Below are 24,183 nucleotides of genomic sequence, written 5' to 3'. Positions count from 1 at the left end.
TCCCAACCGGACGGAGCCATGGACCGCAGCAGCGCCGCGTATGACGAGGATTTCTACGCCTGGACGCAAGCCCAGGCGCAGGAGCTTCGCCGTGCCGGCGCCGAGCGGAACAACGCCCCGGTCGACTGGGAGAACGTCGCCGAGGAGATCGAGAGCATGGGCCGCAGCCAGAAGTCCGAGATCGACAGCCGCCTTGGCGTTCTGCTGGTCCATCTGCTGAAGTGGATGTTCTGCCCGGACCTTCGGGAACGCTGCGAGCGTGGCTGGCGTCTGACCGTCCGGGAACAGCGCAAGAAGCTGATCCGCGAGATCAAGGACAGCCCAAGCCTCCGGCCCTACATCGCCGATGTCTTCGCCGAGGTTTACTCGGATGCCCGCCTGCGGGCCGCCGTTGAGGCCGATGTCCCCGACGGGCATTTCCCGGTCGAGCCGCCTTTCACGCTTGACCAGGCGCTCGATCCGGCCTATCCGGCCGAGCTGTTTCCGCCGGAATGGCGGGTTTGACACCCTCATCGCACCTATTGTCGGGGCCGGGGCATCGCGTCGGCCATCGGGAGCTTTAGACCATGACCCTCGTCGACCAGACCGAGAAGCAGCGCCACCCCGAAAAGGCCCATAAGCCCGACAACCCGATCCAGCGCAAACCGGCCTGGATCCGGGTCAAGGCGCCGATGAGCCAGGAATACAACGAGACCCGGCAGCTGATGCGCGGGCTGAAGCTGAACACCGTGTGCGAAGAGGCCGCCTGCCCGAATATCGGGGAGTGCTGGAAGCACAAGCACGCGACCTTCATGATCCTGGGCTCCATCTGCACGCGCGGCTGCGCCTTCTGCAATGTCGAGACCGGGCGACCCGACCTTCTGGACCCGCATGAGCCGGACAATGTGGCCGAGGCGGTCGGCAAGCTGAAGCTCAGCCATGTCGTCATCACCTCGGTCGACCGCGACGATCTGGCCGATGGCGGTGCCGAGCATTTCGCCCGCACCATCCGCGCCGTCCGCGCCGCGTCGCCGACGACGACCATCGAGATCCTGACCCCCGACTTCCAGAAGAAGAAGGGTGCGGTCGAGGTGGTGGTGGAGGCCAAGCCCGACGTCTTCAACCACAATCTGGAGACGGTTCCGCGCCTGTACCCCAACATCCGCCCGGGTGCCCGCTATTTTGCCTCGCTACAGCTGCTGGCGCGGGTGAAGGAGCTCGACCCGACGATCTTCACCAAGTCCGGCCTGATGGTCGGGCTGGGCGAGACGAAGGAGGAGATCGGGCAGGTGATGGACGATCTGCGCTCCGCCGATGTGGACTTTCTGACGATTGGGCAGTATCTCCAGCCCACGCCCAAGCATGCGGCGGTGGATCGCTTCGTGACTCCCGAGGAGTTCGACGGTTATTCCACTGTTGGCCGCGGCAAGGGCTTCCTGCTGGTGGCCTCGTCGCCGCTGACGCGCTCGTCCTATCATGCGGGCGCCGATTTCGAGAAGCTGCGCGAAGCCCGGCTGCGCAAGTTGGGGGTCGCGGCCGCCTGATGCAGGCGGCTCAATAAGAAAGGATATGGTACGGGCATGCCCACGCACGCGGAAAAGAAGGTTCTTCCCTACACCCCCCGGCAGATGTACGACCTTGTCGCCGACGTGGAGAAGTATCCGGAGTTTCTGCCCTGGTGCCTGGCGGCCCGCATCCGCAAGCGCGAAGGCAACGTCATGTTCGCGGACCTGATCATCGGGTTCAAGATGGTCCGCGAACGCTTCACCTCGCGGGTGGAACTGAGCGAATCCATTTGCCGCATCGACGTGCAATACACCGACGGGCCGTTCCAGTACCTGAACAACCACTGGATCTTCAACGACCATCCCGGCGGCTGCTGCGTCGACTTCTTCGTCGATTTCGAATTTCGTTCGAAGATGCTGCAGAAGATCATGGGCCTGCTGTTCAACGAAGCCGTGCGCCGCATGGTGCAGGCCTTCGAGACGCGCGCAGCCCAGCTGTATGGGCCGGGCAGGGCGACGCAACCGGCGTGACGCCCTGCGGGCCTGACGGAGGCAGGCGGGTCAGGTCTTGTCCGACCACAGTTCCCCGCCGCTGGCCCAATCGCTTTTCTTCACGTCCTGGAAGATGATGTCCACCGCCGAGGGCGAGCAGCCGAGCACCTTCACGGTCGCTTCGGTCAACGCCTTGGCGTATTCGCGCTTCTGCTCGACCGTGCGGCCTTCGAAAAGCTGGATGTTGATGGTCGGCATCGGGCCTTTTCCTCTTTGTGTAAAGTGCTTACAGGCGTTTTTTCAGCGTATGCTTCCGGTCGGGCGGGCCAGCCGCAGCCGTTCCAGCGCCGCCTGGACGGTCGCCATCCGGACGGCGTCGCGGTCGCCGGGGAAGGTGTATTCCTTGGCCTTGGCCGCACCGCCGCGTACCGCGGTAGCGATATAGACGCGGCCGACCGGCTTGGTTTCGGTGGCGCCGCCCGGGCCGGCGATCCCCGTCACCGCCACGGTCACGTCCGCCCGCGATTTCGCCAGCGCGCCCACCGCCATCGCGATCGCCACTTCGGGGCTGACGGCGCCATGGGCGTGCAGCAGGCTGGCGGGAACGTTGAGAAGCTCGGTCTTGGCGATGTTGGTGTAGGTGACGAAGCCGCGGTCGACCACCTTGGACGAGCCGGCGATGTCGGTCAGCGCGCCGGCGATCAGACCGCCGGTGCAGGATTCGGCGGTCGCGATCATGTAGCCGGCAAGGCCGTATTCGGCCAGCGTCTGGGCGGCAAGGTCGCGGATGGTCTCGGGAAACATGCGGCCTCTCCCGGCTCGTGGTGTCGGGTCGGATCTTAGCCGGGAAGGCGGACGGTCGCCACCGCTTGCGCGGCGATGCCCTCGCGGCGGCCGGTGAAGCCCAACTGTTCGGTGGTGGTCGCCTTGACGCTGACCCGCCCGACCTCGATGCCCAGAATTTCGGCAATCCGTTCCGCCATCGCTGCCCGGTGGGGACCAACCTTCGGCCGTTCGCAGATGATGGTCACGTCGGCATGGGCGATGACGCCGCCGCGCTCCGCCACCAAGTCGGCGGCGTGGCGCAGGAACTTGGCGCTGTCGGCCCCGCGCCAACGCGGATCGGTGGGGGGGAAGTGGCTGCCGATGTCGCCGGCGGCCAGCGCACCGAGAATCGCGTCGGTCAGGGCATGCAGTCCGACATCGGCATCGGAGTGCCCCTCCAGCCCATGGCTGTGCGGAACCCGCAGACCGCAGAGCGTCACGAAGTCGCCGTCGGTGAAGCGGTGGACGTCGAAACCGCTGCCGGTCCTCACGTCCCACAGGTTGCTCATGATCGCGCGGGTGGCGCGGGTCAGGTCGTCGGGAGTGGTCACCTTGAAATTGTCCTCCTTGGACGGCACCAGGGCGACGGCCAGCCCGGCGCGCTCCGCCACCGCGGCATCGTCGGTCAGCGACAGGCCGGCGGCGGCGCGGTGAGCCTGCAGGATGGCGGGGAAGCGGAAGCCCTGCGGGGTCTGTGCCCGCCACAGCCCCTCGCGGTCCACCGTCGCGCCGATGGTGCCGTCGTTTGCGCGCTTCAGCGTGTCGGCCACGGGCACCGCGGCAATGGCGCCGGGCTGGTCGTCGAGGGCGGCGATCACCGCGCCGATGGTGGCTTCGTCGATCAGGGGGCGCGCGGCATCGTGGATCAGCACGAGGTCGGGAGCGCCGGCGGCCAGCGCCTCCAGCCCGTTGCGCACCGACTCCTGACGGCTCGGCCCGCCGGCCACCGGGTCGGGCAGACCGAGCCCCGCGACCGCGGCGTCATAGGCGTCGCGCCAAGCCGGGTCGATGACGACGCGGACGCCGCCGACCTGCGGATGGCGCAGGAATGCCTCCACCGTCCGGCGCAGCACCGGCTTGCCCGCGAGGTCGAGATATTGCTTCGGCCGTTCGGCTCCGAACCGCTGGCCGGATCCGCCGGCGACGATCAGGGCGATGCAGGTGGGCGCGATGCGGGTGGGCATGAGGCAAACCGTAAGATATGATAGCCACTTGACGGAAACGTCGCGGAGCCTAGCCTGTCGCCGTGGTTCCGCCAAGTGCCGAGCCTGCCTGTTTCATCGCCGGACGGTTCCCGGCGGGTCGATGGCCACATGACGGCGGCGGCATGTCGGGGCGGAAAGACGGGAGTGCGTTCGGGTCCATGTCGCAGAACATTCTCTTGAGCCTGACGGCGCTGGTGACCCTGGTGCCGGCCGCCTTCTATCCCTACCGGCGCATCGCGGGGCAGGGGGTGGAGGGGCGCGGCTGGTCCTTCTGGGGCGCTCTTCTGCTCGCCGCCGCAGGACCGGGCATGTGGGCGATCCTGCAAGTCGCGGGACAGTGGCAGACCGGCTTTTCCACCGCGCTGTGGGTGACCACCGCCGCCTGCATGGCGCTGTTCATCGGGCTCAGCCTGTTCCATGGCACGGCCTGGAGGCTGTCGCCTCTGCTTTTGCCCTATCTGCTGATCGTCTGCCTGTTTGCCACGCTGACCGAGGATGCGCCGGCTCCGGTCATGCGCGGCAATGCTCCCGGCGTTTGGATCGATCTTCACATCGGGGTGTCGGTCTTCACCTATGCCCTTCTGACGCTCAGCGCCGTGGCGTCGCTGGCCGCGGTGCTGCAGACGCGGGCATTGAAAACCAAGCGGCCGACCCCGCTCAGCCGTTTCCTGCCGCCGGTGGCCGAGAGCGAGCGGCTTCAGCTGCGCCTGCTGATCGCGTCGGAGGTGGTGCTGGGCGCCGGCCTCGCCACCGGCATGGCAGTGCTCTATTTCGAGCAGGGGCTGCTGTTCCGCACCGATCACAAGAGCCTGCTGTCGCTGGCGACCTTCGTGGTGATCGGCATTCTGCTGCTGGCGGAATACCGCACCGGCGTGCGCGGACGGACGGCGGCGCGGACGATGCTGATCGTTTATCTGCTGGCGACGCTCGCCTATCCAGGCGTGAAGTTCGTGTCCAACGTGCTGATCGGGCAATGGACTTGGTAGACGGCGCTTGACCCCTGCCATGGGCTTCGCCCTTGCACCGCGCCGGGCCTGCGTGATAACTTGCTTAAAATGTTGGCACTTTGTTGTTTTGCCCATCAATCGGGCAGGTGAGAATGACCATAAAAATCGGACCCATCACGCTCGCCGGACCGGTGATCCTGGCGCCCATGTCAGGTGTCTCCGACCTGCCGTTCCGCCGGCTGGTGAAGCGCGCAGGCTGTGGCCTTGTGGTGTCGGAGATGATCGCCAGCCAGGCGATGATCCGCGAGAACCGCCAGACCCTGCGCATGGTGGAGACCGAGCCCGAAGAATTCCCGATGGCCGTCCAGCTCGCCGGCTGCGAACCCGAGGTGATGGCAGAAGCCGCGAAGCTGAACGAGGATCGCGGCGCCGCAGTGGTCGACATCAATTTCGGCTGCCCGGTGAAGAAGGTGGTCAACGGCCATGCCGGTTCCTCCCTGATGCGGGACGAAGCTTTGGCCGGCCGCATCCTGGAAGCGGTGGTGAAAGCCGTCAGCATCCCGGTGACGCTGAAGATGCGGCTGGGCTGGGACGAGACCAACCGCAACGCCCCGAACCTCGCCCGCATCGCCGAGCTGTGCGGCATCAGGATGGTGACGGTCCATGGCCGCACCCGCATGCAGTTCTACACCGGCACCGCCGACTGGACCTATGTCCGCCATGTGAAGGACGCGGTGTCGATCCCCATCGTGGTCAACGGCGACATCACCAGCTTCGAGGCGGTGGACCAGGCATTGGCGGAATCCGGCGCCGACGGCGTGATGATCGGCCGCGGAAGCTACGGCCGCCCCTGGTTCCCGTCCCAGGTCATGCACTACCTGCGCACAGGCGAAAGGCTGCCCGATCCGCCGCTGCATGAGCAGATGGAAACGCTGCTGGAGCATTTCGACAGCATGCTGAGCCATTACGGCACGGACGGCGGCATCAAGGTCGCCCGCAAGCATGTGTCCTGGTATTCGACCGGCCTGCGCGACTCCAACGAGTTTCGGCAGGAGGTCAACCGGCTGGGCGATCCCGACGCGGTGCGTGACCGTATCCGTGCCTTTTACGAACCGGCAATCGAAAGGATGGCCGCCTGATGGATCCCGTACCCATGACCAGCCGCGGGACCGCCCCGGGCCAGCGTGGCCGCAACCGGTCGGGTGCCTCGCGGGCGCCGCGGCTGGACTCCCTGGTGGTGCTGAACAGCCTGCCCGATCCGGTGCTGGTGGTGGACGGCAACGGAGAGATCCGCTTCGTCAACCTGGAAGGGCAGGAGTTCTTCGACCTGTCCGCCAATGCGATGGAAGGCATGCCGCTGCCCGATCTGCTGCCGCCGGACAGTCCGGTGATGGGGCTGATCGAGCAGGTTCGACGCGGCAGCCGCCGGGTGTCGCAGGACGGCGTCGTCATCGACACGCCCCGCATCGGCCCGCACCATGTGACGGTGCAGGTGGCGGCCATGGGCGATCCGCCCGACCATGTGGTGCTGACCATCCATGAACGGTCGCTGGCCCGCAAGATCGACCACTCCCTGACCCATCGCCACGCCGCGCGCTCCGTCACCGCGATGGCGGCGATGCTGGCCCATGAGGTGAAGAACCCGCTGTCAGGCATCCGGGGCGCCGCCCAGCTGCTGGAGGAGAATGCCGGCGACCAGGACCGCGTGCTGACCCGCCTGATCTGCGACGAGGCCGACCGCATCGTGGCGCTGGTCAACCGGATGGAGGTGTTCTCCGACGAACGGCCGCTGGAGCGGGCCGCGGTGAACATCCACACCGTGCTGGAGCATGTGCGCAAGGTCGCCCAGAGCGGGTTTGCCCGAAAAATACGCTTTGTCGAGCGTTACGACCCGTCACTGCCTCCCGTTTACGGCAATCGCGACCAACTTGTGCAGGTTTTCCTGAATCTGATTAAAAATGCGGCAGAGGCTGCACCGGAATCAGGCGGCGAGATCACGCTGACCACCTCCTACCAGCATGGTGTGCGCATGGCCCTGCCAGGCGGCGACACGCGCAGGCATCTGCCGCTGCTGGTGACGGTTCAGGATAATGGCGACGGCATTCCGGAAGACCTGCAGTCGAACCTGTTCGATCCCTTCGTGACCAGCAAGGTGAACGGGACTGGCCTTGGTCTTGCATTGGTGGCGAAACTCATAGGCGACCATGGCGGAACCATCGAGTTCGACAGCCAGCCTCGCCGGACAGTCTTCAAGGTGTCGCTGCCGATGTACGATGATTCGAAATACGAAGACTCGAAACTTCCCGGGAATTCGAAGATTTCTGACGCTGGCTCGCAGTCCAAGGGCGGCCGGGGGAGTCGTTGATGAGCGCGGCGACCATTCTCATCGCGGATGACGACCGCGCCATCCGCACCGTCCTGACGCAAGCCCTCGCCCGCCTGGGCCACGAGGTGCGCACCACCGGCAACGCCGCGACGCTGTGGCGCTGGGTGGCGGACGGGCAGGGGGATCTGGTCATCACCGACGTGGTGATGCCGGACGAAAACGGCCTGGACCTGATCCCGCGCATCAAGAAGCTGCGGCCGGAACTGCGCGTCGTCGTGATGAGTGCGCAGAACACGCTGATCACCGCCGTGAAGGCGGCGGAACGCGGAGCCTTCGAATATCTGCCCAAGCCCTTCGACCTGAAGGAACTGGTGTCGGTCGTCGAGCGCGCGCTGAACGCCAACAACGCGCCCGCTCCCATGCCCGGCGGCGACCAGGAGAGCGAGGAACAGCTTCCCCTGATCGGCCGTTCGCCGGCGATGCAGGAAATCTACCGGGTGCTTGCGCGCCTGATGGGCACCGATCTGACGGTGATGATCACCGGCGAGTCCGGCACCGGCAAGGAGCTGGTGGCCCGCGCGCTGCACGATTACGGCAAGCGGCGCAACGGCGCCTTCGTCGCCATCAACATGGCGGCCATCCCGCGCGAACTGATCGAATCCGAACTGTTCGGCCACGAGAAGGGAGCCTTCACCGGCGCCACCAACCGGTCGACCGGCCGGTTCGAGCAGGCGCAGGGCGGCACCCTGTTCCTGGACGAGATCGGCGACATGCCGCTGGAGGCGCAGACCCGCCTGCTGCGCGTTCTGCAGGAGGGCGAATACACCACGGTCGGCGGGCGCACCGCGATCAAGACCGACGTGCGCATCATCGCGGCGACCCACCGCGACCTGCGCACGCTGATCCGCCAGGGCCTGTTCCGCGAGGATCTGTTCTACCGCCTGTGCGTGGTGCCCATCCGCCTGCCGCCGCTGCGCGAGCGTACCGAAGACATTCCGCTGCTGGTCCGCCATTTCCTGAATCTCGGCATCGCCCAAGGGCTCCCGGCCAAGAGCATCGATCAGGCGGCGATGGACCGGCTGAAGCGTTACCGCTGGCCGGGCAACGTGCGCGAACTGGAAAACCTCGTCCGCCGGCTGGCCGCCCTCTATTCGCAGGAGGTCATCGGCCTGGACGTGGTGGAGGCGGAGCTTGCCGACGCCACCCCTGCCTCCCAGCCGGTGGAGGAGCCGCAAAGCGAAGGGCTTTCTTCCGCGGTCGAACGCCATCTGAAGGACTATTTCGCCGCGCACAAGGACGGCATGCCGTCCAACGGCCTCTACGACCGCGTCCTGCGCGAGATCGAACGGCCGCTGATCTCGCTGAGCCTGTCGGCGACCCGCGGCAACCAGATCAAGGCCGCCCAATTGCTGGGGCTGAACCGCAACACCCTGCGCAAGAAGATCCGCGACTTGGACATTCAGGTGATGCGCGGGATCAAGTAGCGGTTCCGCCACGCCGCCGCAACCCGTCCGTGCCAAAATTGTGACACGCCCCAGGCACGGACGGATGCGCCCCCAAGGCACATATCCGTCCCCGCAGCCCATATCGGCCGGCATATCGGCGCCCTGTCCGAAAGACAGAGCCATTGCATCTTGGCAGGGCCGCAACAGAAGTGTATCTTTCCGGCAACAGATTAGCGCCGGACCATGCCCCTGACAACCGACACCCCTGCGGCCGGCCAGATGCCGGTTTGGCAGAGATTCCTTCAATGGTCCCGGCGGGTCGGCCTGGGCAAGCGGCTGGCCTTTGCGCTGTCGCTGGCGGCGCTTGCCGCCGGCTTCGCCACCTACGCGGCGATGACCGAAAGTGCGCCCTTCGGGCAGGCCAATCCGCGCACGGTCACGCTTCTGCTGACGCTCGACCTTGCGATCCTGCTGACCCTGGGCGTGCTGATCGCTCGGCGCATCGTGGCGATCATGATCGGCCGGCGGCGCGGGCTGGCCGGCTCGCGGCTGCACACCCGGCTGGTCCTGGTGTTCAGCGTTCTGGCGGTGGCGCCGGCCATCATCATGACCGTCTTCTCGACCCTGTTCTTCTATGCCGGGGTGCAGAGCTGGTTCAGCGACCGCGTCCGCACGGCGGTGAACGAGTCCCTGGTGGTCGCCAGCGCCTACCTGCACGAGCATCAACAGAACATCCGCGCCGACGCGCTGGCCATGGCCAACGACCTGTCGCAGGAGGCCCGTTTCTCCAGCGATCCGCAGCGGTTCGAGCAGGTGGTGGCCACCCAGGCGATGCTGCGCGCCCTGTCGGAGGCCATCGTCTTCAACGGCACCACCGGCGCCATCGTCGCCCGCGTCGGCTACACCTTCACCCTTGAGTTCGAGCCGATCCCGGAAGAGAAGCTGCAGCAGGCCCGCAATGGCGAGGTCGCGCTGATCGTCAAGGAATCCGACGACCGCGTGCGCGCGCTGGTCAGCCTGGACCGGATGTCCGACACCTTCCTCTATGTCGGCCGCATGGTGGAGCCGCGTGTCCTGCAGCACATGGCGGCGGCCGAGGGGGCGGTGAAGGAATACAGCGCGCTGGAAAGCCAGCGCGGCAGTCTGCAGATCACCTTCACGCTGATCTTCCTCATGGTGGCGATGCTGCTGCTGCTGGCTGCGGTGTGGGCCGGGCTGAACTTCGCCACCCGGCTTGTCCGCCCCATCAGCGCGCTGATCGGCGCCGCCGAACGGGTGCGTGCCGGCGACCTGACTGTCCGCGTGTCGGAACCGCCGGGGGAGGACGAATTCGTCCTGCTGTCCCGCGCCTTCAACCGCATGACGACCGAGATCGAGGGGCAGCGGCGAGAGCTTCTGTCGACCAACCGCCTGCTGGACGAACGCCGCCGCTTCACCGAGACGGTGCTGTCGGGCGTGTCGGCCGGCGTGCTGGGCCTGGATGCCGACGGCGTCATCAACCTGCCGAACCTGTCCGCCGCGCGCCTGCTGGGCGAGGACGATCCGGAGCGGCTGGTCGGCCTCTCGCTGGTCGAACTGCTGCCGGACATGGGCGAACTGCTGGAGAACGCGCCGAAGAAGCCCGGCCGCGTCGTGCAGGACCAGATCCATGTCCGCCGGCCGGGCAAGCCGATGCTGACCCTGCTGGTCCGCATCGCCGCCGAGGTGCGGGACGGCAACGTGCGCGGCTATGTCGTCACCTTCGACGACATCACCGAACTGGTGTCGGCACAGCGCAAGGCGGCCTGGGCCGACGTGGCGCGCCGGATCGCGCATGAGATCAAGAACCCGCTGACGCCGATCCAGCTGTCTGCCGAACGGCTGCGCCGCAAGTACCTGAAGGAGATCTCCAGCGATACGGAGGTCTTCACCATGTGCACCGACACCATCGTGCGGCAGGTGGACGACATCCGCCGCATGGTGGACGAGTTCTCCGCCTTCGCGCGCATGCCGCAGCCGGTGATGAAGCCGGTCAACATCAACGATCTGGTCCGGCAGGCGGTCTTCCTGCAATCCAGCGCGCATACCGGCAAGATCCGGTTCGAGACGCGGCTGCCGGCGGGACCGCTGACGGTGGCCTGCGACAGCCGGCAGATCTCGCAGGCGCTGACCAACCTGCTGCAGAACGCCGCGGATGCCATCGAAGGGCGCGCCCAACCCGCCGACGGCTCGGAACTGCCGCCCGGCGAGGTATCGATCGCGGTGGAGGATGACGGTGAGAAGGTCGTCGTGACCGTCGAGGACAATGGCAAGGGCCTGCCCGGCGGCGAGCAGCGCGACCGGCTGACCGAACCCTATGTGACGACGCGGGCCAAGGGCACCGGGCTGGGGCTTGCGATCGTCAAGAAGATCATGGAGGACCATGGCGGCGTGCTGACCCTGGAGGACCGCGAAGGCGGGACCGGGGCGCGCGTGACCCTGGTCGTTCCGCACCCGGTTACGGCCGCGAACGACGCGGGCGGCCGTGACGACAGGCCGGCGGAGACCGGCGGAGAGATGAGGCACGAAGCCCATGGCGCATGACATTCTGATCGTCGACGACGAAGCCGATATCCGGATGCTGATTGCCGGCATCCTGAACGACGAAGGCATCAAGACCCGCGAGGCCGCCGACGCCGATCAGGCCTTCGCCCAGGTGGCGGCGCGCCGGCCGAGCCTCGTCGTGCTCGACATCTGGCTGCAGGGCAGCAGGCTGGACGGCCTGCAGATCCTGGAACAGCTGATGCGCGACCATGCGAACCTGCCGGTCATCATGATCTCCGGCCACGGCAACATCGAAACCGCGGTGCAGGCGATCAAGGTCGGCGCCTACGACTTCATCGAGAAGCCGTTCAAGGCCGACCGCCTTCTGCTGATGGTGGACCGCGCCATCGAGGCGGCGCGGCTGAAGCGCGAGAACCAGGAACTGAAGCTGCGCGCCGGCGGCGACGCGGAACTGATCGGCCGGTCTTCGGCGGTCAATCAGGTGCGCCAATCGATCGACAAGGTGGCGCCCACCGGCAGCCGCGTGCTGATCTCCGGCCCGCCCGGTGCCGGCAAGGAGGTGGTCGCCCGCCTGATCCACGCCCGCTCCCGCCGGGCCGGCGGTCCCTTCGTCGGGCTGAACTGCGCCACCATGCGGCCGGAACGGCTGGAGATGGAGCTGTTCGGCACGGAGGCCGGCGTCGACGGCCCCGGCCGCAAGATCGGCACCTTCGAGCAGGCCCATGGCGGCACGCTGCTGCTGGACGAGGTCGCCGACATGCCGCTGGAAACCCAGGGCAAGATCGTGCGCGCCCTGCAGGAGCAGGTGTTCGAGCGCGTCGGCGGCGGCCAGCGGGTCGAGGTGGACGTGCGCGTCATCGCCACCTCCAACCGCGACCTGCAGGCGGAGATCGAGCAGGGTCGCTTCCGCCAGGACCTGTTCTACCGCCTGTCGGTGGTGCCGATCCGCGTGCCGTCGCTGGCAGAGCGGCGGGAGGACATCCCGGTGCTGGCCCGGCATTTCATGCAGCGCTCCGCCGAGGCGTCCGGCCTGCCGATCCGCGAATTCGGCGAGGACGCAATGGCCGCGCTCCAGGCCTATGACTGGCCGGGCAACGTGCGGCAGCTGCGCAATGTGGTGGATTGGCTGCTGATCATGGCACATGGCGACCCGAAGGAGCCGATCCGCGCCGACACCCTGCCGCCGGAGATCGGCGCCATCACGCCGACCGTCCTGAAATGGGACAAGGGCGGCGAGATCATGGGCCTGCCCCTGCGCGAAGCCCGCGAGGTGTTCGAGCGCGAGTATCTGCTGGCCCAGGTCACCCGCTTCGGCGGCAACATCTCCCGCACCGCGTCCTTCGTCGGCATGGAACGCTCCGCCCTTCACCGCAAGCTGAAGTCGCTGGGCGTCCATGGCAGCGAGAAGGGCAAGATGTTCATCGAGTGAGTGGCCGCTTGTACGGGACCGCCAAAATGGTCATATTGAATTGACCATTTTGGCGGAGGCTGCCATGGGATTGCCGGTGGTGACGGTCAGCGTGACCGAGTTCAAGGCGAAATGCCTTTCGCTGTTCGACGATCTGGAAGACCGCCGCGTTGCCAAGATCGTGGTGACCCGGCATGGACGTCCGGTTGCGGAACTGAACCCGCCGGATCGCGAGTTGCCGCCGCTGTTCGGCGCCCATTCCGGCTCCGTGGAGGTGGTGGGCGGCTACGACCTGACCCGGCCGACATTCGACGACGACGCCTTCGACGCCGAAAGCGGGATCCTGCACCGGTGACCGCCGAATGATCCTTCTCGACACCCACGCGATCCTATGGCTCGACGCCGGGATCGAGCTTTCTGCCGATGCACGAGAGCGCATAGAGCAGGAAAGGTCGGCCGGCGGGATCCTGGTCTCGACCGTCTCGGCCTGGGAAATCGGCACGTTGGTGCGCAAGGGCCGGATTCGTCTGGATCTGGAGGCATCGGCCTGGATGCAGCGGTTCTTGGCATCTGCCGGGCTGCGCTGCCTGCCGCTCTCACTCGACGCGGCATTGGGAGCCTCGAACCTGCCGGAGCCGCTTCATAATGATCCGGCCGACCGGATGCTGATCGCCACCGCCCGCGAACTCGGCGTTCCTCTCATGACCCGGGACAGGCTGATCCATGAATATGCAGCCACATCTGGGGCCATCCGGGTACACGCCTGCTGATCCAGGTCCGCCTCCACTGACTTTGACCGGAGCCCTCCTTGTCCGCTTCCATCACCCTGCCGCGCGCCGTCATTTATGACTGGGACAACACCCTGGTCAGCAATTGGGACACGGTGCGCGAGGCGTTGAACCATGCGCTGGTATCCTTCGGCCTTGCCCCCTGGAGTGCGGAGGAGGCGCGCGAGCGGATCAAGGCGTCGTTGCGCGACAGCTTCCCCCGCATCTTCGGCGAGCGCTGGACCGAGGCGCGCGACCTCTTCTATGGCTATTTCGCCGCCCATCATCTGGACGGGCTGAAGCCGCTGCCCGGCGCAGAGACCCTGCTGCGCCATTTCCACGAGCGCGGCGTCTATCAGGCCGTCGTCTCCAACAAGAACGGCAAGTTCCTGCGGGCGGAGGCCGAGGCGCTGGGCTGGACCCGCTATTTCGGCAAGCTGGTCGGCGCCCAGGACGCGGAGTTCGACAAGCCGCACCTCGCCCCGGTGCGGATGGCGCTGGAGCCGGCGGGCATCGAACCGGGAGCCGACGTCTGGCTTCTCGGCGATGCCGACATCGACATGGAATGCGCCCATGGCGCCGGTCTCGTTCCGGTGCTAATAGGGCTTGGCGAGGGGAGCGGCTTCGACCGTTTTCCTCCCGCCCATCGCCACACCGACTGTACGGCGCTGCAGAGCGTCCTGTGTGGCTTGGTGGATGGCAATGGTGATACCATATCCCTCCAAACGGCTGTCGAGACGGTACCTGCGCGCACCAAACCTACACCGTGAAACGGGGAGCGGACCGCCTTTAGACGAGGGGTCCCAAGAACATTGAAGAAGGGGGCATGAAAAATGTCTGAAAAAAGCCAGAACGTGCAGGATGTGTTTCTGAACCACGTCCGCAAGAACAAGACTCCCGTAACCGTCTTTCTCGTGAACGGCGTGAAACTCCAGGGCATCATTACTTGGTTCGACAACTTCTCGGTACTGCTGCGGCGCGACGCGCACTCCCAGCTCGTTTACAAGCACGCAATCTCGACGGTCATGCCGGCCCATCCCATTCAACTTTTCGAGCCGCCCAAGGAAGGTGAAAGCGTCTGATCCCTTGACCAATGGTAACGGCGCGGCCCCGGAAGGCGCCGCGCGGGCCATCGTGGTCCACCCCGTCCTCCGCAACGAGGCGGACGGGGACTTGCGCCCTCCCGAATCACGGCTTGAGGAGGCGATCGGTCTTGCCCAAGCGATTCAGCTGGATGTGATCCATGCCGAATGCGCCAAGGTGAACCGGCCGCAGCCATCGACCCTGCTCGGCTCCGGCACGGTGGAGCATCTGGCTCAGGTCGTGGAGGAGACCGAGGCGACGCTGGTCATCCTCGACCATGCCCTGTCGCCGGTTCAGCAGCGCAACCTCGAACGGGCGTTGAAGGCCAAGGTCATCGACCGCACCGGCCTGATCCTGGAGATCTTCGGTGCCCGTGCCCGCACGCGGGAAGGCATGCTGCAGGTCGAACTGGCGTCGCTGACCTACCAGAAATCGCGGCTCGTCCGCTCCTGGACCCACTTGGAGCGGCAGCGCGGCGGCTTCGGCTTCCTCGGCGGTCCCGGCGAATCCCAGCTCGAACTTGACCGCCGCCTGATCGGCGACCGGATCATCAAGATCAAGAAGGAACTGGAGGAGGTGCGGCGTACCCGCGGCCTGCACCGCAAGGCGCGCGCCAAGGTGCCCTACCCGGTGGTGGCGCTGGTCGGCTACACCAACGCCGGCAAATCGACGCTGTTCAACCGGCTGGCGAATGCCGACGTCTTTGCCCAGAATCTGCTGTTCGCCACGCTCGACCCGACCATGCGGCAGGTGACCCTGCCATCGGGCCGCAAGGTGATCCTGTCGGACACCGTCGGTTTCATCTCCGACCTGCCGCACGGCCTCGTCGCCGCCTTCCGCGCCACGCTGGAAGAGGTGGACGCCGCCGACATCATCCTGCATGTCCGCGACATCGCCCACATCGACAGCGACGCCCAGAAGGCCGACGTCCATGAGGTGCTGTCCGACATGGATATCGATCCGGAAACGGACGACCGGGTGATCGAGGTCCTGAACAAGATCGACGCGCTGGACGGCGAAAGCCGCGCGGCGATCCTGGCCCAGACCAGCCGCAACCCGCGTGCGGTTGCGGTATCGGCCCTGTCCGGCGAGGGAATCGACGATCTCGACCGCCTGCTGGACCAGCGGATGAACGTCAACCGGCAGGTGGTCGACCTGTCGGTGGAGTTGGGCGACGGTGCGGCGCTCGCCTGGCTTTATGCCAAGGGCGAGGTGCTGGAACGCCGGGACGACGAGGAGCGGGCGCATCTGCACGTCTCCCTCGATCCGGCCGACCTCGCACGGTTCGAGAAGCGGTTCCAGCCGCAATCCCAGGCCTGACGGTGCGGCAGGACCTATGCGGCCGGGGCAACTCTAAGCGGTGCCTATTCGCTTTGGCCAAACGGAAAGGGTGCAACGATCGGCTATGACCTGTTGCACCCTACTCCGGTCTTACGACGAATGCGGCGTGGTCATTTCCCCGTTGGGGTCCGATTATGGGAACGGAGCAACACGCTCGCCCAGGAGGAGGACTGCCAATGCGGTTGCAAACCGACCCGTCGTGTTTTTCGATCACGGCTTTCCTCGCCGATCAGGTCGCTCTCGTGGCGCGTGAAGAGAAATTGCCGCCGGGTGCGGCGCTGCTGCGACTGCAGGAGTTGTCGCGCACCCCGGAAGGACGTGCCAAGCTGATCCGCCTGATCGACGCTGCCGCGCAGCGGGAGCCGAATGCCGACGAAGCCGCCAAGATCGCCGCGATCTGCCGCGAACTTTCGGCCTGGGGCTATGGCGAGGGGCGGCGGTCCGCCGGCTTCGCGGAAGGAAACCACCGCGCCGCCGCATGATGGTGATTTGACACACGCTTGATGGATGACTGCGCGGGCGATGGCGGGCCATAATGGGCCGTTCGCCATCGTCGCGGTCTTGTCGTGCTCCGTTCCCCCTCCCGTTCCGTCCTGACCGGTGCCGGTCGCCTGCTGCCGGCCCTGCCGGTGCTTCTGGCGCTCGCCCTGCCGTCTGCGGCGCCGTATGCGGCGGAACCTCTGCGGCCCGGAACGCCCCTTCCCCCCGGCTATGTCGAAGAACCGGACGTCCCGCCGGAAGACCCGCTTCCGCCCCCGCCGCAACCACTTCCCCTCGCCCCCGACGAACCGCTGGTCATCGCACCGGATGCCGTCGAATTGCTGAAGGAGTGCAAGCAGCCGGCCTTCACCGACTGTTTCCGCCTCTGGCAGCCGCCCCCGCCGCCGCCGGAGCCCGAGAAGGAAACCGCCGGCCCCCCGCCAGCTCCACCGCCGCCGCCCCGGATCGACCCCAATGCACCGCGACAACCGGCGCAGGGCGGTCCGGTGCCGCCGCCGCCGCCCGATCAGGCCAAGGAGGCCGCGGCTGCAGCAGCCGACCGCGCCACGCTCGACGCGCTGTCGAAGGCGCTGAAGGACAGCGGACTGGACGGCAAGGTGCTGTTGACCAACCCCGGCGGCGGCGATCCGACATTGAAGCTGGACAGCCATCCGGCCAAGCCGGCGGCGAAGCCGTGACGGTCCAACACCTCGAATGCAGTGAGAGCGTCCAACCATGACGGATTTCCCGCTTCCCGACATCGGCCGCGTGTCCGACCTGATCCGCTCCGTCGCCCGGACGGAAATCATGCCTTACTTCCAGAAGCTCGACGCATCCGGCATTCGGCAGAAGACCGGGCCGACCGACCTCGTCACCCTGGCGGACGAAGCGGCGGAACGCGCGCTGACCCCGGCGTTGTCGGCCCTGCTTCTGGGCAGCCGCGTGATCGGCGAGGAGGCGGCGTCGGAGGACGAACGCGTGCTCGACCGCATCCATGGCGACGATCCGGTCTGGATCATCGATCCGGTGGACGGCACCATCAACTTCGCCCAGGGCCGGCCCATGTTTGCGGTGATCGTGGCGCTCGCCTGCAAGGGCGAGACGGTCGCCGGTTGGATCCACGACCCGGTGGACGGGCGGATGGCGACGGCGGCGAAAGGGCAGGGGGCATGGCTCGACGGCCACCAGGTCCACGTCGCGCCGGCGGTGCCGCTGCCGCAGATGGTCGGCGCGCTGTCCACCCGATTCTGCGCCGAAGAGATGAGCCGGCAGTTGGAAGAGCGGAGCGCGGGCCTCGGCGAGCGCGCCTGCCTGTCGAGTGCCGCGCAGGAGTATCTCCGCCTGCTGGAGGGGCGGGCGCATTATTCGCTCTATCACCGCCTGATGCCGTGGGATCACGCGGCCGGCGTGCTCCTGCACGCCGAGGCCGGCGGCTATTCTGCGCTGATCGACGGCACGCCTTATCGGCCGGGGCTGCTGCGGGGCAGCATCCTGCTGGCGCCCGACCGCGACAGTTGGCGGGCATTGCATGGGCAGCTGTTTGGGTGAGTGCTGAGCGGGGCGAGCGTTTTGCCCCCACCCTATCCCTCCCCCGCGTTCCGCGGGAGAGGGGATTGGATGCTCGTCAGCGTGATGTTGCCAAAGCGGGCAGCGGAGTTCCCTTTCCCGCAAAGCGGGGGAGGGATAGGGAGGGGGCCTTTCGAACTCCCTCTCAGTGCGTCATCAGCACCGGCAGCGTCAGTTCCTCCAGCACCGTGCGGGTGGCGCCGCCCAGGACCAGTTCGCGCAGGCGGGAGTGGCCGTAGGCACCCATCACCAGCAGGTCGGCGCCCTGATCGGTGCAGCAGGACAGGATTATGTCGCCGACCTCCCCGCCGGACGCGATGACCGATTGCGGGCGGGCGGCGATGCCGTGACGGTGCAGCCAGTCGACCAGCGCGGCCGCCTCGTCGCCGTGTTGGCCTGGCGGCTCCACCGTCAGGACCGTGACGCTCTCCGCCGTCTCCAGAAAGGGCATGGCGGCGCGGACGGCGCGGGCCGATTCGCGGCTGTTCTTCCAGGCAACCAGCACATGCCGGCCGATGGCGGCGGTCGCCGGCTGGCCCGGTGGCAGGACCAGCACCGGGGTCGCGGTTTCCAGGGGCAGGCGGTCGGGGATGTTGTGCAGGGAGACGCGCTCCCCCGCCCGGACTGCCGCCGATTGCGCCACCACGACCAGATCGGCGTAGGAGGCCCGTTCGGCCAGCAATTCGACGTGATCGCCTTCTTCGACCGTCCAGTCAAAGGATAGGCCGCCCAGCGCCTGCCGCACCTCCCGCTCGATCCGCTCGGCATTCTCGTGGGCGATGGCGGTGGCTTCCGCCATGAAGACGTATGACGCCGCCCGGCCGGTGGCGCCCGCCGGCATCGACACCGGCGTGGCGACATAGAGCGCTTGGACATGGGCGGAGAATTGCTTGGCCAGCGCTGCGGCAACGGCCATCCGGCCGGCGTGGGCGTCGTCGTTGGCCATGTGCAGCAGGATGGTCTTGATCGGCATACCCTTGCGTCTCCCGAATTATGCTGTCGCCGATCATTGGGCGGCGGAGCGGTTTTCCTCTAGGTAACGCGCCGCCGGCCCGGAAGGCAATGTCGTCAAATTCGCGGATTACTTCACCACCACCGCATACCGGTCGACCGGCGCCACCTCCTTGATCAGGCCGCGCGCCTTCAGGAACTCGGCGAAGCGGGAGTAGCGCTCGGCATCCAGGGCGGCCGGGCTGTGGGAGAAGCGCGGCAGCGTGTCGGCCCAGGCGCGGCGGTTCAACTCGTCGTTCAACTCCGGCCGGCCTTTGACGAAGGCGGCCTGCGACTCTTCCGGATGGTTCAGGATGTAGAGCGTGGCGCGCTCCACCGCCGCCAGGAAGCGCTTGACGCGCGGGTCGTTCGCCTTGGCCTTGTGGGCGACCAGGATCAGCTCGTCATAGGGCGGCACGCCTTCCTCCTCCGGGTAGAAGGCGCGGCCGGGATGCTTCTCGATCTCCAACTGGTTCAGTTCGAAGTTCCGGAAGGCGCCGACCACCGCATCGACCTGCCCCGACAGCAGCGACGGCGACAGTGAGAAGTTGACGTTCACCAGTTCAACGTCCTTCAGGCTCAGTCCGTGCTTCTCCAGCATGGCACCGAGCAGAGCATCCTCGAATCCGGCTATGGAGAAGCCGATCTTGCGGCCCTTCAGGTCCTTCAGCGTCTTCACCGGCCCGTCGCGCAGCACGACGACGGAGTTCAGCGGGGTCGACACCAGAGTGCCGACGCGGACCAGCGGCAGCCCTTCGGCCACCTGCAGGATCAGTTGCGGCTGGTAGGACACCGCGAGGTCGGTGCCGCCGGCGGCGACCAGCTTCGGCGGATCGTTGGGATCGGCCGGAGCGGTCAGCATCACCTCCAGCCCGGCATCCTTGAAGAAGCCCTTCTCCTGCGCCACCACCAGCGGGGCATGGTCCGGGTTGACGAACCAGTCCAGCATGACGGACAGCTTGTCCTGGGCCAACGCCGGAAGCGAGGTCATCAGGCCGGCCACCATCAGGCCGGCGGCGAACAGGTGCTTCATCGGGTTTCTCTCCCCCTCAAGGATTGGCGTCTTCGGCCGGTTGCGTATCGGGTTGCCAGGGCAGGGCGCGGCGGGCCACCGCATCGACGGCGGCATAGAGCGTCACCGCGAACAGGCCCAGCACCAGCACGGCGGCGAACAGAAGGTCGATCTGCATGCGGGCATTGGCGTGCAGCATCAGGTAGCCGAGACCGGAGGACGACCCGACCCACTCGCCGATCACCGCACCGATGGGCGCCACCGCAGCAGCCACCCGGACGCCGGACCAGAAGGCGGGCAGGGCGGCCGGCAGGCGGATGTTCCACAGGATCGCGGCGGGCGAGGCGCCCATGGTGCGGGCAAGGTCGAGCCAGCCGGGATCGGTGCGGCGCAGCCCGTCGAACAGCGCGGTCGTCACCGGGAAATAGATGACCAGCACGGCCATGGCGATCTTGGACGCCATGCCGTAGCCCAGCCAAAGCACCAGCAGCGGCGCCAGCGCGAAGACCGGGATCGCCTGGCTGACCAGCAGCAGCGGCATCAGCCAGCGCCGCGCGGCGCGGAACCGCGCCAGCAGCAGGGCGCTGACGCCCCCCAGGGCCACGCCGGCCACCAGACCGATCAGGATTTCGGTCAGGGTGGTCAGCCCATGGCTCCACAGCAGGGGCGCCTGTCGTTGCATGGCATCCGCCACGGCGAGCGGACCGGGCAGCAGGTAGCGCGGCAGCCCGGTGGCCCAGACCAGCGCCTGCCAGCCGGCGATCAGCACCGCGAGCGTCACCAAGCCGCGCAGCAGCGCCCTCATTCCGCCAGCCTCCGCAACAGCTCCGCCTGCAGCGCCAGCAATCCGGGATCGTCGACCCGGCGCGGCACCGGGCCGGACGGCTCCAGCGCCGGCCCCATGACGGCGGGACGGCCGGTCATCACATGCAGGTGGTCGCCGATGCGTAGCGCCTCCAGCGGGTCGTGGGTGACCATCAGCACGGTACGGCCGGCCAGTGTCTCCGCCGCCGTCTCCTGCAGCCGCAGCCGCGTGATGGCGTCGAGCGCGGAGAAGGGCTCGTCCATCAGGACCAGCGGCTTGTCCTCCATCAGCGTGCGGGCCAGCGCCACCCGCTGCCGCTGACCGCCGGACAGGGCGGCCGGGCGGTCGCGCTCCCGCCCCGCAAGACCGACACGGTCGAGCAGCGCACGGGCACGCTCCACCCGTCCAGAATCGGGGCGGCGGTGGCGCAGCCGGTCGCCCAGCAGAACATTGTCGAGGATCGTCAGCCAGGGCAGCAGCAAATCCTGCTGCGCCATGTAGGCGATGCGCCCGGCCAGGGGTTGCCCGTCGCCGGTGGTGACGCAGGTCGGCGGCTCCGGTTCGGCCAGCCCTGCGAGGATGCGTAGCAGCGTGGTTTTGCCGACGCCGCTCGGCCCCAGCAGGCAGGTGGTCCGTCCCGCCGGCAGATCCAGCGTCAGGTCGGAGAACAGCAGCGTGCCGCCATAGGTCAGCCGTGCCCGCGAAACGGTGACCGAAAGCGGCGGAGTCGCCGGCATCGGGGCCGTCATCGCGGCGAGCATGGCGGGAGGGCGGAGAAGGTACGTGTGCGATCTGCCATCACTGATCCCTACGCCGGCATGAACCGGATCAGGTTCCAGGGGTCGTCCCGCAACGGGACCTCTCAGCCGCCCATCGGCTCCCCCCAGTGAAGGCGGCGACTATAGGCGCGGACGATCCGTGACCGCAAGCATTGCCGGAAGCCCTTCCGGAGCATGGAAGCGGTGGGGTGCCGCTTGACCGGCGCGCGTCACCGCCTAGTTTCTGGCGGGACCGATGGAGATCATCCCCTGACCACGCCTCTCCGCACCCCGCTGTTCATCGGCGGCGAGATCTATCGCGGCTCGACCTATGGCCCGAAGCATCCGCTGGCGATCCCGCGCGTATCGACCGTCATCGACCTCAGCCGCGCCATGGGGTGGCTGCCGGAGGAGGTCTATCTCGACACCCATGTGGCGAGCGAACGCGAATTGGCCCGCTTCCACACCGTCGATTACATCGCCGCGCTGAAGCGGGCGGAGGTGGAGCAGCGGGTGGACGAGGCGACTGCGACCCGCCACAATCTCGGCAAGCTGGAGAACCCCGTCTTCGCCGAGATGTACCGGCGGCCGGCCCACAGCAGCGGGTCGGCCCTGCAGGCGGCGCGGATCCTGGGCGACCGTGCGGCCGGGCTGGTCTACGCACCGGCTGCCGGCACCCACCACGCGCGCCGCGACCGGGCCAGCGGCTTCTGCTATTTCAACGCGCCGGTGCTGGGCATCCTGGAACTGCTCGACCATGGGCTGGAGCGGGTTCTCTATGTCGATCTCGACGCCCACCATGGCGACGGAGTGGAGGAGGCGTTCGCCGAGGACGACCGGGTGCTGACCGTCTCCATCCACGAGGACGGGCGCTGGCCCTATACGGGCAAGGCGGAGGATCGGGCCGGCGGCATGGCCCGCAACCTGCCGGTCCCGCCGGGCTTCAACGACAGCGAGATGGAGCATGTCATGGAGGCCGCGGTGCTGCCGCTGGCCCGTGCCTTCCGTCCGCAGGCGATGGTGATCCAGACCGGCGCCGACGCCCTGGCCGAAGATCCCCTGAGCCGGCTGGAGCTGTCCAACCAAGCGCTGTGGGAGGCGGTGGCGGCCCTGCTGCCGCTGGCGCCGCGGGTGCTGGTGGTCGGCGGTGGCGGTTATAACCCCTGGTCGGTCGGGCGCTGCTGGGCCGGCATATGGGCGGTGATGAACGGGATCGACCCTGCCGTGCCGCCGACGGCGGAGGCGGAAGCGGTGCTGCGCGCCCTCACTTGGCATCGCGCCGCCGGCCGCAACCCGCCGGAGCACTGGTTTACCACTCTGGCGGACGAACGCCGGCCGGGGCCGGTGCGCGACGCGGTGAAGCGGGTGGCGGAAATGGCGGCATCCTGACTCATTTCCGACGAATTTCGAACGAAGCCGAGACGATTCGTTGACGGGGTTGGATTGTTCGTTGATCTTCTAAGTTCCGTACCGGAGCCGATCGCGCCGATTCCGGCAGGTCGCATGGTGCGGATTTCGCGAGGAGAACGGGCGGGCGGATGTCGAACACGACGCTGTTCCTGATCGCCATCGTCATCATCATGCTGGCCGCTATCCCGGTCGCCATGATGTTGAAGGATTTCCTGCCGAACATCCTGGAAAAGAGCAGCGGCCTGGAGCAGATCGAGAACCGCGTCTATGTGCTGCATGCCGAGGCGCACGAGCTTCAGAACCGCGTCAATCAACTGGTCCAGCGCCGCAACAGCCAGTCTTCCGAACGCCACCGGCTTGAAACGGACATCCGCAAGGCGGAAAAGCAGATCAGGGATCTGGCGGAACAGCCGCCGCTGTTCGTGCATGAGGTCGGCGATCCGCAGGCCGGGCTGATGAAGTTCGTCGCGACCGTCACGCAGGAAAAGGCATCGGCCGCAGCCAGAGCCGCCGGTGACCGGGGGCCGGTCAACCCCATCTGGCGCTGCGCCAACGTAGCGGAGGTGTGGGCGTCCAGCTTCGACGAGGCCAAGCAGATGGTCGACGTCGCCTTTCCCTTCAAACTGGGCTTCCAGAAGTCGTTTATGCGCGGCGACGCGCGGACTGGCGGGGTGAAGGGTGCTGCTAAAGGCGGCGTGCCCCAGCCCCCAGCGACGGCGCGCGCCAAGGCTTCCGCTACATGATGATCAACTTCATCATCATCCTGGGCATCATCGCCATCGGCGCATGGCTTGGCAACGTGCTGCTGTCGGTCGAACAGCGGGTGTCGCAGGCCCGGCAGCGCGTCCGCGGCGTCCGCGGCACGCTGGACAAGCTGGACGCGACGATCCACCGCCTGCACCGGGAGGAGGAGAACCTCCATGGCGAGATCGAGGAGCTGGTCCGCGACATGGTGGAACTGCGCAAGAAGCAGGTCGAGGTGCATCAGCGCCTGACCGAGGCACAGAACCGCCGCCGTCCGCAAATCCTGATCCTGACCGACCGCCGCAATCCCGGCGACAAGGAATGGCTGGTCACCGTGGTGAACCAGCAGATCGGCGAGATCGACGCCGCTCACCCGCTGGCCGTCGAATGGGCGCGCGGGCGGGATTACCTGGTCTGGGCGGAATCGGAACGCGAGGCTGCCGAACGCGCCAGTCGCCGGTTCAGCGCAAGACCCGGCTATCAGGTGAAGTCGGTGGCGGCGGTGAAGGAAGACCTCTACAGCGCAAGCGCCGCCCGCAACGCGGCAGCCTGACCGACAAAGAGAAAGCCCT

Annotated in this window: 27 protein-coding genes and 1 riboswitch; of the genes, 20 read left to right on the top strand and 7 right to left on the bottom strand. The window is 67.2% G+C overall.

Annotation, left to right across the window (positions count from 1 at the left end; genetic code table 11):
* The first annotated feature begins 18 nt into the window (after window positions 1-18).
* The 3 genes from FZ983_RS00215 to FZ983_RS00205 all read left to right on the top strand — a co-directional run bounded on the left by FZ983_RS00215 (window position 19) and on the right by FZ983_RS00205 (window position 2,015).
* Entirely contained in the window at window positions 19-504 is a 486-nt protein-coding gene (locus FZ983_RS00215) for a DUF29 domain-containing protein (protein ID WP_149221650.1), read from the top strand.
* Between the two features lie 62 nt (window positions 505-566).
* A complete protein-coding gene (lipA, locus tag FZ983_RS00210; RefSeq protein ID WP_149221649.1) occupies window positions 567-1,523 on the top strand; it encodes a lipoyl synthase in 957 nt (318 codons plus the stop codon).
* 36 nt (window positions 1,524-1,559) lie between these two features.
* A complete protein-coding gene (locus FZ983_RS00205) occupies window positions 1,560-2,015 on the top strand; it encodes a type II toxin-antitoxin system RatA family toxin (RefSeq protein ID WP_149221648.1) in 456 nt (151 codons plus the stop codon).
* A 30-nt stretch (window positions 2,016-2,045) separates the two neighbouring features.
* Here the strand turns inward: FZ983_RS00205 and FZ983_RS00200 are convergent, their stop codons facing one another.
* Genes FZ983_RS00200 through FZ983_RS00190 form a run of 3 tightly spaced genes read right to left on the bottom strand, consistent with a single transcriptional unit; the run spans window position 2,046 to window position 3,985 of the window.
* Window positions 2,046-2,234, bottom strand: a complete 189-nt coding sequence (locus tag FZ983_RS00200) for a 4-oxalocrotonate tautomerase (RefSeq protein ID WP_014247666.1) — start codon at window positions 2,232-2,234, stop codon at window positions 2,046-2,048.
* A 42-nt stretch (window positions 2,235-2,276) separates the two neighbouring features.
* Window positions 2,277-2,780 (bottom strand): CinA family protein, encoded by a 504-nt coding sequence (locus FZ983_RS00195; RefSeq protein ID WP_149221647.1) that lies wholly within the window; start codon window positions 2,778-2,780, stop codon window positions 2,277-2,279.
* Between the two features lie 35 nt (window positions 2,781-2,815).
* Complete coding sequence (locus FZ983_RS00190) at window positions 2,816-3,985, bottom strand: bifunctional 2-C-methyl-D-erythritol 4-phosphate cytidylyltransferase/2-C-methyl-D-erythritol 2,4-cyclodiphosphate synthase (RefSeq protein WP_149221646.1); 1,170 nt, start codon at window positions 3,983-3,985, stop codon at window positions 2,816-2,818.
* A gap of 179 nt (window positions 3,986-4,164) precedes the next feature.
* Between FZ983_RS00190 and ccsA the strand changes: the two genes are divergently transcribed.
* The 14 genes from ccsA (at window position 4,165) to FZ983_RS00120 (ending at window position 17,874) form a co-directional block, all read left to right on the top strand.
* Window positions 4,165-4,992, top strand: a complete 828-nt coding sequence (ccsA, locus tag FZ983_RS00185; protein WP_149221645.1) for a cytochrome c biogenesis protein CcsA — start codon at window positions 4,165-4,167, stop codon at window positions 4,990-4,992.
* A gap of 113 nt (window positions 4,993-5,105) precedes the next feature.
* Window positions 5,106-6,092 carry a tRNA dihydrouridine synthase DusB gene (dusB, locus tag FZ983_RS00180; RefSeq protein WP_149221644.1) on the top strand — a complete coding sequence of 329 codons (987 nt, stop codon included), beginning with the start codon at window positions 5,106-5,108 and terminating at the stop codon, window positions 6,090-6,092.
* The gene (locus FZ983_RS00175; RefSeq protein ID WP_211102859.1) at window positions 6,092-7,318 is read left to right on the top strand and encodes an ATP-binding protein; all 1,227 of its coding nucleotides are present in this window, start codon (window positions 6,092-6,094) and stop codon (window positions 7,316-7,318) included. Before dusB ends, FZ983_RS00175 begins: the two co-directional genes overlap by 1 nt.
* Window positions 7,318-8,763, top strand: a complete 1,446-nt coding sequence (gene ntrC, locus FZ983_RS00170; RefSeq protein WP_149221643.1) for a nitrogen regulation protein NR(I) — start codon at window positions 7,318-7,320, stop codon at window positions 8,761-8,763. The genes FZ983_RS00175 and ntrC overlap by 1 nt, the downstream gene beginning before the upstream one ends.
* 204 nt (window positions 8,764-8,967) lie before the next feature.
* Window positions 8,968-11,286, top strand: a complete 2,319-nt coding sequence (locus tag FZ983_RS00165; protein WP_149221642.1) for a PAS domain-containing sensor histidine kinase — start codon at window positions 8,968-8,970, stop codon at window positions 11,284-11,286.
* On the top strand, window positions 11,276-12,676 hold the full coding sequence (locus FZ983_RS00160) for a sigma-54 dependent transcriptional regulator (protein WP_149221641.1): 1,401 nt from the start codon (window positions 11,276-11,278) through the stop codon (window positions 12,674-12,676). Before FZ983_RS00165 ends, FZ983_RS00160 begins: the two co-directional genes overlap by 11 nt.
* Window positions 12,677-12,740: 64 nt before the next feature.
* The gene (locus FZ983_RS00155; RefSeq protein ID WP_149221640.1) at window positions 12,741-13,010 is read left to right on the top strand and encodes a type II toxin-antitoxin system Phd/YefM family antitoxin; all 270 of its coding nucleotides are present in this window, start codon (window positions 12,741-12,743) and stop codon (window positions 13,008-13,010) included.
* A gap of 7 nt (window positions 13,011-13,017) precedes the next feature.
* Window positions 13,018-13,425: a type II toxin-antitoxin system VapC family toxin gene (locus FZ983_RS00150; RefSeq protein ID WP_149221639.1), complete on the top strand. Its 408-nt coding sequence runs from the start codon at window positions 13,018-13,020 to the stop codon at window positions 13,423-13,425.
* Window positions 13,426-13,463: 38 nt separating this feature from the next.
* Window positions 13,464-14,192 carry an HAD family hydrolase gene (locus FZ983_RS00145; protein ID WP_149221638.1) on the top strand — a complete coding sequence of 243 codons (729 nt, stop codon included), beginning with the start codon at window positions 13,464-13,466 and terminating at the stop codon, window positions 14,190-14,192.
* Between the two features lie 63 nt (window positions 14,193-14,255).
* Window positions 14,256-14,504 (top strand): RNA chaperone Hfq, encoded by a 249-nt coding sequence (hfq, locus tag FZ983_RS00140; protein WP_012974114.1) that lies wholly within the window; start codon window positions 14,256-14,258, stop codon window positions 14,502-14,504.
* A 52-nt stretch (window positions 14,505-14,556) separates the two neighbouring features.
* Window positions 14,557-15,825: a GTPase HflX gene (hflX, locus tag FZ983_RS00135; RefSeq protein ID WP_149222417.1), complete on the top strand. Its 1,269-nt coding sequence runs from the start codon at window positions 14,557-14,559 to the stop codon at window positions 15,823-15,825.
* 197 nt (window positions 15,826-16,022) lie between these two features.
* A complete protein-coding gene (locus FZ983_RS00130; protein WP_149221637.1) occupies window positions 16,023-16,328 on the top strand; it encodes a hypothetical protein in 306 nt (101 codons plus the stop codon).
* An 84-nt stretch (window positions 16,329-16,412) separates the two neighbouring features.
* The gene (locus tag FZ983_RS00125; protein WP_149221636.1) at window positions 16,413-17,024 is read left to right on the top strand and encodes a hypothetical protein; all 612 of its coding nucleotides are present in this window, start codon (window positions 16,413-16,415) and stop codon (window positions 17,022-17,024) included.
* A gap of 37 nt (window positions 17,025-17,061) precedes the next feature.
* A complete protein-coding gene (locus tag FZ983_RS00120) occupies window positions 17,062-17,874 on the top strand; it encodes an inositol monophosphatase family protein (protein WP_149221635.1) in 813 nt (270 codons plus the stop codon).
* A 163-nt stretch (window positions 17,875-18,037) separates the two neighbouring features.
* Here the strand turns inward: FZ983_RS00120 and FZ983_RS00115 are convergent, their stop codons facing one another.
* The 4 genes from FZ983_RS00115 to FZ983_RS00100 all read right to left on the bottom strand — a co-directional run bounded on the left by FZ983_RS00115 (window position 18,038) and on the right by FZ983_RS00100 (window position 21,436).
* On the bottom strand, window positions 18,038-18,865 hold the full coding sequence (locus FZ983_RS00115) for a universal stress protein (RefSeq protein ID WP_149221634.1): 828 nt from the start codon (window positions 18,863-18,865) through the stop codon (window positions 18,038-18,040).
* A 108-nt stretch (window positions 18,866-18,973) separates the two neighbouring features.
* Window positions 18,974-19,915, bottom strand: a complete 942-nt coding sequence (locus FZ983_RS00110) for an ABC transporter substrate-binding protein (RefSeq protein WP_149221633.1) — start codon at window positions 19,913-19,915, stop codon at window positions 18,974-18,976.
* Between the two features lie 16 nt (window positions 19,916-19,931).
* On the bottom strand, window positions 19,932-20,699 hold the full coding sequence (locus tag FZ983_RS00105) for an ABC transporter permease (protein ID WP_149221632.1): 768 nt from the start codon (window positions 20,697-20,699) through the stop codon (window positions 19,932-19,934).
* Window positions 20,696-21,436, bottom strand: a complete 741-nt coding sequence (locus FZ983_RS00100) for an ABC transporter ATP-binding protein (RefSeq protein WP_247883506.1) — start codon at window positions 21,434-21,436, stop codon at window positions 20,696-20,698. The genes FZ983_RS00105 and FZ983_RS00100 overlap by 4 nt, the downstream gene beginning before the upstream one ends.
* A 50-nt stretch (window positions 21,437-21,486) precedes the next feature.
* Window positions 21,487-21,593: riboswitch (TPP riboswitch) on the bottom strand.
* An 80-nt stretch (window positions 21,594-21,673) separates the two neighbouring features.
* Between FZ983_RS00100 and FZ983_RS00095 the strand changes: the two genes are divergently transcribed.
* From FZ983_RS00095 to FZ983_RS00085, 3 genes are all read left to right on the top strand, one after another.
* Entirely contained in the window at window positions 21,674-22,846 is a 1,173-nt protein-coding gene (locus FZ983_RS00095) for an acetoin utilization protein AcuC (protein ID WP_149221630.1), read from the top strand.
* Window positions 22,847-22,995: 149 nt separating this feature from the next.
* A complete protein-coding gene (locus tag FZ983_RS00090) occupies window positions 22,996-23,610 on the top strand; it encodes a hypothetical protein (protein ID WP_149221629.1) in 615 nt (204 codons plus the stop codon).
* Window positions 23,607-24,164, top strand: a complete 558-nt coding sequence (locus FZ983_RS00085; RefSeq protein ID WP_149221628.1) for a hypothetical protein — start codon at window positions 23,607-23,609, stop codon at window positions 24,162-24,164. The genes FZ983_RS00090 and FZ983_RS00085 overlap by 4 nt, the downstream gene beginning before the upstream one ends.
* Window positions 24,165-24,183: the final 19 nt, after the last annotated feature.

It is taken from the genome of Azospirillum sp. B21, from assembly GCF_008364825.1.
GTDB lineage: Bacteria > Pseudomonadota > Alphaproteobacteria > Azospirillales > Azospirillaceae > Azospirillum.
This window is presented reverse-complemented; position numbering and strand designations above follow the sequence as displayed.